The following is an 11,832-nucleotide window of genomic DNA, read 5'->3' on the forward strand; positions in this document are numbered from 1 at the left end:
CGGTTTGAGACTCACGATGCGCCGCCTGCTGTTATGCCTTTTGCTGACGCTCACTGCCCTCACCGCATTCGCCGCCGAGCCTGCCCGCCCCAAGGTCGGCCTGGTGTTGTCTGGCGGTGCCGCCCGTGGCCTGGCCCATATCGGTGTGCTCAAGGCCCTGGAAGAACAGGGCGTGCACATTGATGCCATCGCCGGCACCAGCATGGGCGCCGTGGTGGGCGGGTTGTATGCCTCCGGCTACAGTATCGAGGAGCTGGAAAAACTCGCCACCACGCTGGGCTGGCAGCAGGCGCTGTCCGATGCACCGCCACGGGAGGACGTGCCGTTCCGGCGCAAGCAGGATGACCGCGACTTCCTGGTCAAACAAAAGCTGAGCTTCCGCGACGACGGCAGCCTCGGCCTGCCGCTGGGGGTGATCCAGGGCCAGAACCTGGCGCTGCTGCTGGAAAGCAAGCTGGCCCACACCGCCGACATCCGCGACTTCGACAAGCTGCCGATCCCCTTCCGTGCCGTGGCCACCGACATCGCCAGCGGCGAGAAGGTGGTGTTCAGCCGTGGCCACCTGCCGCAGGTGATTCGCGCAAGCATGTCGATCCCGGCGGTGTTCGCCCCGGTCGAGCTGGATGGCCGCCTGCTGGTAGACGGCGGGATGACCGACAACATCCCGCTCGACGTCGCCCGGGAGATGGGCGTCGACCTGGCCATCGTGGTCGACATCGGCACTCCGCTGCGCGACCGCAAGCAACTGGCCACGGTGGTCGACGTGCTCAACCAGTCGATTACCCTGATGACCCGGCGCAACTCCGAGGAGCAGCTGGCCAGCCTGCACCGCGATGACATCCTGATACAGCCACAGCTTGCAGCCTTCGGCGTCACCGACTTCGGCCGTGCCCAGGACATGATCGACGCCGGCTATCGCGCCACCCGCCTGCTCGACACGCGCCTGGCCGCGCTGCGCCAACCAGAGGGCGACGCCAGCCTCGCCGTGGCCCGCTCACCGGGCCAGCGCACCCCGGTGATCACCGCGATCAGGATAGAGAACGACTCGAAAGTCAGCGACGACGTGATCCGCTATTACATCCGCCAGCCGATTGGCGAGCCACTGGCGCTCGACCGTCTGCAGACCGACATGGGCACCCTCTATGGCCTGGACTACTTTGATCGGGTGCAGTACCGCGTGGTGCACAAGGGCGACGACAACATCCTGGTGATCAATGCCCGCGGCAAGCGCGGCGGCACCGACTACCTGCGCCTGGGCCTCAACCTGTCGGACGACTTGCGCGGCGACAGCGCCTTCAACCTTGGCGCCAGCTACCGCATGAACGGCATCAACCGACTGGGCGCGGAATGGCTGACCCGTGCCCAGATCGGTGACCAGCAGGAACTGTACAGTGAGTTCTACCAGCCGCTGGACGTGGGTTCACGCTACTTCGTCGCGCCCTATCTGGACCTCGGCTCGCAAAACATCGAAGCGACTCTGGACAACGACCCGATCGCTGAGTACCGGCTGGAGCGTTATGGTTTCGGCCTCAATGTAGGCCGCCAGATTGGCACTTCCGGCGAGGTGCGCCTGGGTGTGGGCAAGGCCTGGGGCGAGGCTGACGTGCGTATTGGCGATCAGGACCTGCCCAGCGTCAGCTTCAACGAAGGCTTCTACGAGCTGAAGTATTCGTTCGACACCCTCGACAATGTGTACTTCCCGCACCGTGGCGAGGACATCGGCCTGACCTTGCGCAAGTACGACAAGTCGCTGGATTCGGACGAGGACTACCGGCAGTGGCTGCTGAACCTGGACAAGGCCTTCAGCGTCGGCCCGAACACCTTCGTGCTGGGTGGGCGTTATGGACGCACGCTGGACGCCACCGAGGTGGTCACTTCGAGCTTCGTGATGGGGGGCGCGAGGGAACTGTCCGGCTTCCGCCAGGACTCGGTGTCAGGGCAGAACGTCAGCCTGCTGCGGATGGTGTACTACCGGCGCCTGACACCACGGGCCTATCTGCCGCTGGACTTCCCACTGTATATCGGTGGCTCGCTGGAGCGAGGGCGGGCATGGAACAACGACAACGAATTCGACAGTGGCTACATCAACGCGGCGAGCATCTTCCTGGGGCTGGAGACGCCGCTGGGGCCGTTGAACCTGAGTTATGGGGCCAACACGGCGAATGAGCAGGCGGTGTACCTGAACCTGGGGCATACCTTCTAATTGATCGGGGCCGCTTTGCGGCCCCAGAAGACTCAGGATTTTTCGAGGTTGGCGAGAATCTTGGCATGCACACGCATGCACACTTGCAGATCGGCCTCGTCCACGCCGGTGAACAGCTCCAGACGCAGGGCATTGGCAATGGTCTCGATCTGCTCGATCAGCGGCTTGGCCGGTGGGCACAGCAGGATCTTCTTCGCCCGCCGGTCTTCCATCACCGCCTGGCGACGCACCAGCCCCTGGCTTTCAAGGCTGTCAAGCAGCCGCGCCAGGGTCGGGCCCTCGACGCCCACGCTCTGCGCCAGCTCGCGCTGGGTGGGCGCTTCTTCGAAACGGGCCAGGTGCAACAACACCAGCCAGCGTGCCTGGGACAGGTTGAGCCCGGCCAAGCGGCGATCCAGCTCGGCACGCCAGCCACGGGACATCTGCGCCAGCTGCATGCCGAAGCGGTGTTGGTTGTCGGTCAGGGGCATAAGCAACTCATAGACTAGAACTAATTATTAGTCAGCTAACCATGCTCCGGGGCATCAGGCAAGGCTGCCCGCCGCGGAAACGTCCGATAATCGTCAAAAAGGATGACAAACATCAGCAGTTGACTGAAATGCCGCCCATCAGAGCTCGAACTCCGCCGCCAGCGCCGCACGCACGCAGTACAGCACGCCTTCCGGCACCCTTGCGCCGAACAGCGGGGCAATCGCCGACACTGGCGGCAGCTCGCCCTCACCATCGAGGAAGGCATCCTGCACTTCCATCATCAGCTCTTCCGGCAGGTCCAGCGCCTGCTCCAGGCTCAGTTCCTGGCGGCCGAGGGCTTCGGCCAGCAGGCTGTAGACGTTCTTCTCGCTGCAGTTGAGCTGCCCGGCGATCTGCGCCGGGGTCATGCCGGCGCGGGCCAGGCTGACCAGTTCGTGGCGCAGGTCGAGCACCACCTTCGGCGCCTCCTCGGTGCCACCGGCGCCGTTGAGCACTTCGAGGAAGGCCTGGCCATAGCGCTCCAGCTTGCGCGCCCCCACGCCGCTGACCTGGGCCATGTCGCTGAGGCTGGTCGGCTGGCTGCGGAGCATTTCCAGCAGGGTTGAATCGGGGAAGATGACGTAGGGCGGCACGCTGTGCTCTTCGGCCAGCTTGCGCCGCAGGGTGCGCAGCGCCTCCCACAGCTCGCGCTCCTCGGCACGTACCAACTGGCTGGCCGGGCTGCCGCCGCTGGAGGACGTCTTGGCCACGGTCTGTGGCTTGAGGTCGCGGCGCAGCTGCAGGTTCACCTCGCCGCGCAGCAGCGGCCGGCAGCTGTCGGACAGGCGCAAGCCACCGTAGCCTTCCAGGTCGATATCGACCAGGCCGCGCGCCACCAGCTGGCGGAACAGCGAACGCCACTCGGCCTCGGCCAGGCCCTTGCCGACGCCGAACACCGAAAGTTTCTCGTGGCCGAAATTGCGCACCTTCTCGGTGTCCTTGCCCAGCAGCACGTCGACCAGGTGGCCAACGCCATAGCGCTGGCCGGTGCGGAACACCGCCGACAACGCCTGGCGGGCCGGCTCGGTGGCATCCCAGGTCTGGATCTGGTCGACGCAGTTGTCGCAGTGGCCGCACGGCTGTTCGAGGGTTTCGTCGAAATAGGCCAGCAGCGACTGACGGCGGCAGCGGGTTTCTTCGCACAGGGCCAGCATGGCGTCGAGCTTGTGCTGCTCGATGCGCTTGTGGCGCTCGTCACCTTCGGAGTTCTGCAGCATCTGCTTGAGCATCACCATGTCCTGCAGGCCGTAGGCCATCCAGGCATCCGACGGCAGGCCGTCACGGCCGGCACGGCCGGTTTCCTGGTAATAGGCCTCGAGCGACTTGGGCAGGTCGAGGTGGGCAACGAAGCGCACGTTGGGCTTGTCGATGCCCATGCCAAAGGCAATGGTGGCGACCATGATCAACCCTTCCTCGTTGAGGAAGCGGTGCTGGTTGGCGGCGCGCGTCTCGGCGGCCAGGCCGGCGTGGTACGGCAAGGCCGGGAAACCTTGCTCGCAGAGGAACGCAGCGGTCTCATCGACCTTCTTGCGCGACAGGCAGTAGACGATGCCGGCATTGCCGCGACGCTCGCCGAGGAAGGCCATCAGCTGCTTGCGTGGCGCCTCCTTGGGCACGATGCGGTAGAAGATGTTCGGCCGGTCGAAACTCGACAGGAAGCGCTCGGCCCCCTGCAAGTGCAGGCGCTGGACGATCTCCTCGCGAGTCCGCATGTCGGCGGTGGCGGTCAGGGCGATCCGCGGCACATGGGGGAACAGCTCGGCCAGTTGCCCGAGCTGCAGGTACTCCGGGCGGAAGTCATGGCCCCATTGCGAAACACAGTGGGCTTCGTCGATGGCGAACAGCGAGATGTCGAGGTCACGCAGGAAGTCCAGCATGCGCGGCTGCACCAGGCGCTCAGGCGCCAGGTAGAGCATCTTCACCTCGCCCCGGCGCAGGCGCCCGGCCAGGTCACGCTGCTGCTCCGGGCTCAGGGTGGAATTCAGCGCCGCTGCGGCAACGCCGAGTTCATCGAGGGTGGCGACCTGGTCGTCCATCAGCGCGATCAGCGGCGACACCACCACCGTCAGGCCGGGGCGCAACAAGCCAGGCACCTGGAAGCACAGGGACTTGCCGCCACCGGTAGGCATCAGCACCAAGGCATCGCCGCCATTGGCCACGCATTCGATGATCGCTGCCTGGCGCCCACGGAAACTGTCGTAACCGAAGATATCCTTGAGAACGCGCTGAGCCTGTTCGAGCATGTGCAACTCCACAAATCGCCGTACCATCCTGGACACAGGCTGGACGAAAAACCCGCCCCGCACACGCCAAAAGCGTAAGCGGCTTTTGCCAGAGGGTCGGGAAAACCCGCCCCTGGATGAAAAACGGCGGAGTATACCGTAGTGACGGCCCGCACAGGATGCCCGGTGACAGACGTTCCCTTTGCCCCGCTGCCGCCGCAAGGTGCTAGAATTCACTATCGTTTATTCCCCAAGGTAGCCCTGTAATGTCCTTCGCCGAGCAACTGACCCGCCTGCAAGCCTTCCTCGACGCCGATGAGCTGCACGAAGAAGCGCTGGACTACGTCGCCGCACACGGCTACCTGACCGCGCTGTCGATCTGCTCCGAGGACGTACCCGAGCGTGAATGGATCGACGCGCTGTTCGCCGAAGAACCCCATTACGCAAGCGATGCCCAGCGCACCGAGATCGAAGCGACGCTGGTCGCCCTCAAAGGCCACATCGCCCGCCAGCTGGCCAGCGACGAAGAATTCGACCTGCCATGCGAGCTGGACCTGACCGACGAGCCGGACGATTCCGACCTGCGCGGCTGGTGCATCGGCTTCATGGAAGGTGTGTTCCTGCGTGAAGAGGCCTGGTTCGAGAACGCCGAGGAAGAAGTCAGCGAAATGCTGCTGCCGATCATGGTCGGTTCCGGCCTGTTCGACGAACAGCCTGAATTCGCCGACATCGCCAGCAACGCCAACCTGCAGGACGACATGATCGTGCAGATCCCGGAAGCGCTGAGTGCGCTGTTCCTGCTACTGCACGCTCCAGACGAAAAACCGGCGCTGCTCAAGCCACGTCACCACTGAGTCGGCTGTGCGCTACCTGCTGCTGGCCATCGGCTGGCTCAGTGTTGCGCTAGGGGTGCTGGGGATCTTCCTGCCGGTGTTGCCCACCACCCCGTTCCTGCTGCTGGCGGCGGCCTGCTTCGCCCGCAGCTCTCCGCGCTTTCACGATTGGCTGGTCTACCACCCCAAGCTTGGGCCGTGGATTCGTGACTACCTGAGTGGCGAGGGCATTCCGCTCAAGGGCAAGGTCTACGCCATCGGGCTGATGTGGGCGAGCATCGGCTTGTCCTGCTACCTGGTGCCGTTGTTCTGGGCCAGGGCCTTCATGCTCACCAGTGCGGTACTGGTCAGCCTGTACATCCTCAAGCAGAAGACCCTGCGTCGACCAGGTTGAGCCCTGCTATTTCCTGTTCCGGCCCCTTCGCGGGCAAGCCCGCTCCCACAAGGACCCTGCAGCCCTTGAGAGCGGCACTGTACCTGTGGGAGCGGGCTTGCCCGCGAAGAGGCCAGCACAGTCAATAGATGACCGACCCGCTTACACCGTATCCACCTTCAGCGAATGGTCATTGATCATCCCGTTGATGATGGTCGCCGTATCATGCCCCGCCGAAATCACCCCACCCGCCCCCGCCGTCACCCCGTAATGCTGGGCCAGGTCGACCCCCGCCAGGTCGATGGTCTGGGTCGGCGCCGCCCCAGCCACGCTGCTGACTTCGATGGTCGAGACCACATTGCTGCCGCTGCCGCTGACCTTGAAGTGCAGGTAGTCATCCAGCGAAGCCGCCGTGGCATTCTCGCCCTGCAGCAGCTGTGACAGGTCCAGATGATCGCTGCCCGGAGTGAAGTCGGTGACCGTGTCATGCCCGGTGTCGCCCTTCTGCCAGACGAAGGTGTCGTTGCCATTGCCTCCGGTCATGATGTCGTTGCCCGGCCCGCCGATGAGGATGTCGTTGCCATCACCGCCCTTGAGCACATCGTTGCCCAGGCCGCCGTTGAGTACGTTGTCACCGGCATCACCGATCAAGGTGTCGTTGTAGTCGGAGCCGATCAGGTTCTCGATGCCGGTCAAGGTATCGATGCCGGCGGCACCGGTGTTCTGCGGGCCAACATGGCTCAGGTCGACCGTTACCCCTCCGGTGGCGGAGGCATAGCTGGCGGTGTCGTTGCCCGCCCCGCCATCGAGCAGATCGTTGCCAAGGCCACCAATCAGCAGGTCATCGCCGTTACCGCCGTGCAAAGTGTCATTGCCCGCGCCACCCACCAGCACATCATGGCCGTCACCCCCGTTGAGGATGGTGTCGGCGTTGCTTGCCATCAATACATCATTGCCTGCCGTGCCGTTCAACGTGCTGCCGGCGTGGTAAGTGATATCCACCGCACCCACCGCACTGCCGCCATGGCCATCGTTGACCGTGTAACTGGCCTGATGCACTTCGTTCACGGCATTGCTGTAGTCGACGACAAGGCTCAGCTTGTAACTCTCGGCGGCCCTGCTGTTGTCCGACGGGTTGGCCTGATTGATCACATGGATGCTGTACACCCCGTCATGGCTGGCGGTGAAGCTGCCACCATCGGCAATGGGCTGGTAGTTGCCGTTGGCATCCTTCCACTCCAGGCTCAGATTGCCGTCGGGGCGGTCATGGTCCAGTTGCAGGGTCTCGCCCTTGCGCAGGCTGACGGTGATCACATCCTCGCTATTGGCGTTGCTGCTGTTGATATTGCCGAGGTAGCCGAGCACCACCAGCGCTGCGGTCATGCTGCCGGCGGCAGTGGTGAAGGCGCTGCGGTCCAAGGCCTTGAACTGGTTGTCGAGCGTATTGCCATGGCCATCGAAGGTGATGTTCGGGACGGTATTGCCGAGGGTGAACCCGGCCCCCTTGTCGGCAAAGTTGGTGTTGACGGTGATCGGCGCCGCGTCCAAGTGGTCGTTGTCGGCATCACTGTCATTGGCCAGCAATACTTCGGACGGCAAGGTGATGCTGGCGCCAGTGATGTTGGTGATGACATGGTCGGCCACCGCCACCGGGGCATGGTTGCCATTGATCATTATCAGCAGGTCGGCACTGCTGGTATCGCCGTCATTGTCGCTGACCATGAAGCCGATACGCTCAGGCGAGCTGCTGCCATTGCCAGTGGGTGGCGTATAGGTGAACTCGCCGCTGTCCATGTTCACCAGCAGGCTGCCGCCCAGGTTGGTCTTGATGGTGAGCGTGTTGCCCGTGGTGTCGAAGCTGGCGTTGTCGGCGCCACCGCTGGCCAGGTATCCACCTTGCCCCGCATTGGCTTTCGGGTCGTAGGTGTAGGTGGTGCCATCCACCAGCAGTGCCTTGATGAAGCCGCCATCGGCACCGAAGGTACCATCGCTGAGCAGGCTGCCGGTAATCGGCGATCCCTGCACGGTGCCCGACAGCACGCCGTAAAGTTGGTTGAAGTCGTTGACGATCACCGCGTTGGTGTCGGTATGGCTGCTGCCGTCGTAGGCCAACGGGTTCAGGTTGCCCGCGTTGACGTCCTTGCCCAGGCCAATGGCGTAGGACTTGATGCCATTGCTGTCGAGGAACGTCTCCCAGGACGTTTCGCGGGAGGCGGTCATGGCATGCCCGGAGCTGGGCTCGCCATCGGAGAAGAAGTAGCTGACATTCTGTGCGCCGGCCAGCTTGCCATTCTGCTCGAAGGCCGCCTGGGCAGCAGTGGCCGCGCTGTCGTAGTAGGTCGAACCACCGGCGTGCAGGCCGTTGACGATCGACTTGGCGACGTCGATGCCGACCCACTCCGCCGACTGGACCTGCGCCCCACCGCTGAAGGTGACGATCTGCACCTTGATGTCGCCCATGCCATCGTACTTGTCGAGCAGCGCAGCGATGGCCTGTTTGGCCGCGTCCAGCCGGGTCAGGCCGGGTATGCCGGAAGCAGAATCCATGCTACCGGACACATCGATCACCAACAGGATATTGGAATCCAACTTGCCTGGCGTGATGCTGCGCTCGGCGCAAACCGCCGTGGGCGCATCGTCGACAATGGTGATGGCAATGTTGCTGGTGATGCTGTGGCCCAGCGAGTCGGTGGCCTTGTAGGTGAAGTTTTCCACCGTCGAATCGGCACCTGGGGTATTGGCGGGCGAGGTCAGCGTGTAGGTGTAGCTGCCGTCCGGGTTGATGCTGATCTGCCCATACTGACCGACTGCGTTGCCCACCAGGCTGTAGGTCAGTGACCCCACGCCACCGGAAACCGACCCAACCAGCGAGCCGGACGCCGTTTCGCCGGTCGAGGTCGGGTCACTGCCGGTGGTAGTGCCCGCAGCCAGGTCGTTGCCATCCTTGTGCAGGTCGAGGGCTTTCTCGTAGACCGTGACATCACGGTCCCCGCAGGCCACGAGGGTGGCGTCGTGGACGTTGATGGTCAGGGTCGTGGTGCTTTCGTCACCATCGGCATCGCGGATGGTGTAGACGAAGGTGTCGACGGCATCCCGCGGCGACGCCACGTCCGGGTTGGAGTGGTAGACCGCATTACCCTTCTCGTCGATGGTCAGGTAGCCGTACTGGCCATTCACCTGAGTGTTCAGCTGGCCGATGGCCGAGGTACTGGTGTCGCTACCGGCGCGAATGCCAACCACATAGTTGCCATCGCTGCGTACGTCGGCGCCGACCACGTCGTTGTACATCACATTGCCGCGCACCTCGTCGCCCTTGTACACGCTGACAAAATCGCAGTGGGCCTGGGGCACGTCGTCGACAATGCTGATGACGATGGTGCTGGTGGCCGAGTGGCCGTAGGCGTCCTGAACCTGATAGGTAAAGGATTCAGTGACGGTGTTGGCGCCATCGTTGGCATGGGTCGGTGAGTTGGCCGGCGAGGTCAGGGTATAGGTGTAGCTGCCGTCGGCATTCAGGTGAATCTGGCCGTATTGACCAACGGCATTGCTGACCAGGCTGTAGGACAAGGCGCCAATGCCGCCACTGGCCAAGCCGGCCAGGCTGCCAGAGGCGGTTTCCAGAGGTGAAGTCGGATCGCTGCCGGTGACCGTTCCGGCGGCCAGATCGCTGCCGTCCTTGCTCAAGTCCAGGGCCTTTTCGAACACCGTGACACCGCCGTCCATGCACACTTCTATGCGTGGGTCATGCACGTTGATGGTGATCGTGGTGGTGCTTTCGTCACCGTCGGCATCACGGATGGTGTAAACGAAGGTGTCGACGGCGTCCCGGGCAGACACTACATCAGGGTTGGAGTGGTAGACCGCGTTGCCCTTCTCGTCGATGGTCAGGTAGCCGTACTGGCCGTTTACCTGGGTGTTCAGCTGGCCGATGGCCGATGTGGACGTGTCGCTGCCGGCACGCACGCCGACCACGTAATTGCCATCGCTGCGCACATCGGCGCCGACCACGTCGTTGTACATGACATTGCCGCGTACCTCGTCGCCCTTGTACACGCTGGTGTAATCGCTGTGGGCTTGCGGCACGTCGTCGACGATGGTGATGACAATGGTGCTGGTGGTCGAATTGCCGACCGAGTCTTTCACCTGGTAGGTGAAGGTTTCAGTGACGGTGTTGGGGCCGTCATTGACGTGGGTCGGCGAATTGGCCGGTGAAGTCAGGGTGTAGGTGTAGGTGCCGTCAGCGTTCAGGTGAAGCTGGCCATACTGGCCCGTGGCATCGCTCACCAGGCTGTAGGTCAACGCACCGACACCGCCACTGGCAGAACCGACCAAGGTGCCGCTGGCGGTTTCGCGGGTCGAATCCGGGTCGCTACCGGTGACGCTGCCTGCGGCCAGGTCGTTGCCGTCCTTATGCAGGTCCAGGGCGTTTTCGTACACCGTGACATCGCGGTCCTCACAAGCCATCAGTGAGTTGTGGACGTTGATGGTGATCGTCGTGGTGCTTTCGTCACCGTCGGCATCGCGGATGGTGTAGACGAAGGTGTCGACGGCATCCCGCGGCGACACCACATCCGGGTTGGAGTGGTAGACCGCGTTGCCCTTCTCGTCGATGGTCAGGTAGCCGTACTGGCCGTTGACCTGGGTGTTCAGCTGGCCGATGGCCGACGTGGAAGTGTCGCTACCGGCGCGCACGCCGACCACATAGTTGCCGTCGCTGCGTACATCGGCACCGACCACATCGTTGTACAGCACATTGCCGCGCACCTCGTCGCCCTTGTACACACTGGTGTAGTCGCTGTGGGCTTGCGGCACGTCGTCGACAATCGAGATGACGATAGTGCTGGTGGTCGTGTTGCCGACCGAATCTTTTACCTGGTAGGTGAAGGTTTCGGTGACGGTGTTGGGGCCGTCATTGGCGTGGGTCGGCGAATTGGCCGGTGAAGTCAGGGTGTAGGTGTAGGAACCGTCGGCGTTCAGGTGAAGCTGGCCGTACTGGCCGGTGGCATTGCCTACGAGGCTGTAGGTCAACGCACCGACACCGCCGCTGGCCGTGCCGGCCAGGCTGCCGGACGCGGTTTCGCGGGTTGAATCTGGGTCGCTGCCGGTGACGCTGCCAGCGGCCAGGTCGTTGCCGTCCTGATGGGTATCCAGGGCACTTTCGTGGACCGTTACCCCGCCAACGGGCCCGGCAACGAGCGAGCAGTCCTGCACATTGATCGTGATGGTCGTGGTGCTCTCGTCACCGTCAGTGTCGCGGATGGTGTAGACGAATACATCGCTGGCGCCCTGCGGCAGCACCGCATTCGGGTTGGCGTGATAGACCGCATTCCCCGCCGCATCAATGGTCAAGGTGCCGTACTGGCCAACGATCGCGGTGTTGAGATTGCCGATGGCCGAAGTCGACGTATCGGAACCGGCGCGTGCACCGACCACGACATTGCTGGTGCCCGCCTGGTCCGCCCCCAGCTTGTCATTCCACAGGACGTTGCCCGTGGCTGTCCCGCCTTCCACCACGCTGGTGGTATCCGCACTCGCCTGTGGCACGTCATCGACAATGTTCACGTCCAGGCTGGCGGTGGCAGTGCTGCCATCGACATCCTTGGCTACTACCTCGAAGTGCTCGCTGATGCTGTTGGTGCCCGCACCGTCCGGGTGGCTTTCGTTGCCAGTCAGGGTGTAGCTGTAGCTCAC

Annotated in this window: 6 protein-coding genes; 3 read left to right on the top strand and 3 right to left on the bottom strand. The window is 63.5% G+C overall.

Translation table 11 applies throughout. The annotated features are described in order from the left end of the window. Positions 1-16: 16 nt before the first annotated feature. Entirely contained in the window at positions 17-2,203 is a 2,187-nt protein-coding gene (locus N430_RS28090) for a patatin-like phospholipase family protein (RefSeq protein WP_110636875.1), read from the top strand. A gap of 32 nt (positions 2,204-2,235) precedes the next feature. Here the strand turns inward: N430_RS28090 and N430_RS28095 are convergent, their stop codons facing one another. After that, complete coding sequence (locus tag N430_RS28095) at positions 2,236-2,673, bottom strand: MarR family transcriptional regulator (protein WP_110636878.1); 438 nt, start codon at positions 2,671-2,673, stop codon at positions 2,236-2,238. A 138-nt stretch (positions 2,674-2,811) separates the two neighbouring features. Then, a complete protein-coding gene (gene recQ, locus N430_RS28100) occupies positions 2,812-4,956 on the bottom strand; it encodes a DNA helicase RecQ (protein ID WP_110636881.1) in 2,145 nt (714 codons plus the stop codon). A 245-nt stretch (positions 4,957-5,201) separates the two neighbouring features. On the opposite strand from recQ, the gene N430_RS28110 reads away from it, so the two are divergent. Further along, positions 5,202-5,789 (top strand): YecA family protein, encoded by a 588-nt coding sequence (locus N430_RS28110; RefSeq protein WP_039602166.1) that lies wholly within the window; start codon positions 5,202-5,204, stop codon positions 5,787-5,789. A gap of 7 nt (positions 5,790-5,796) precedes the next feature. Then, positions 5,797-6,162: a YbaN family protein gene (locus tag N430_RS28115; RefSeq protein WP_110636884.1), complete on the top strand. Its 366-nt coding sequence runs from the start codon at positions 5,797-5,799 to the stop codon at positions 6,160-6,162. A gap of 141 nt (positions 6,163-6,303) precedes the next feature. Here N430_RS28115 and N430_RS28120 read toward each other — a convergent pair. Next, positions 6,304-11,832, bottom strand: a 5,529-nt coding sequence (locus N430_RS28120) for an Ig-like domain-containing protein (RefSeq protein ID WP_116583666.1), incomplete at its 5' end; no start/stop codon positions are given.

The sequence above is a fragment of the Pseudomonas sp. CC120222-01a genome (assembly GCF_003097235.1).
GTDB lineage: Bacteria > Pseudomonadota > Gammaproteobacteria > Pseudomonadales > Pseudomonadaceae > Aquipseudomonas.

Excerpts from the sequence above, each read along its gene's own strand:
- N430_RS28090 (WP_110636875.1), top strand. The coding sequence starts at position 17 with ATGCGCCGCCTGCTGTTATGCCTTTTGCTGACGCTCACTGCCCTCACC.
- recQ (WP_110636881.1), bottom strand. The coding sequence starts at position 4,956 with ATGCTCGAACAGGCTCAGCGCGTTCTCAAGGATATCTTCGGTTACGAC.
- N430_RS28095 (WP_110636878.1), bottom strand. The coding sequence starts at position 2,673 with ATGCCCCTGACCGACAACCAACACCGCTTCGGCATGCAGCTGGCGCAG.
- N430_RS28110 (WP_039602166.1), top strand. The coding sequence starts at position 5,202 with ATGTCCTTCGCCGAGCAACTGACCCGCCTGCAAGCCTTCCTCGACGCC.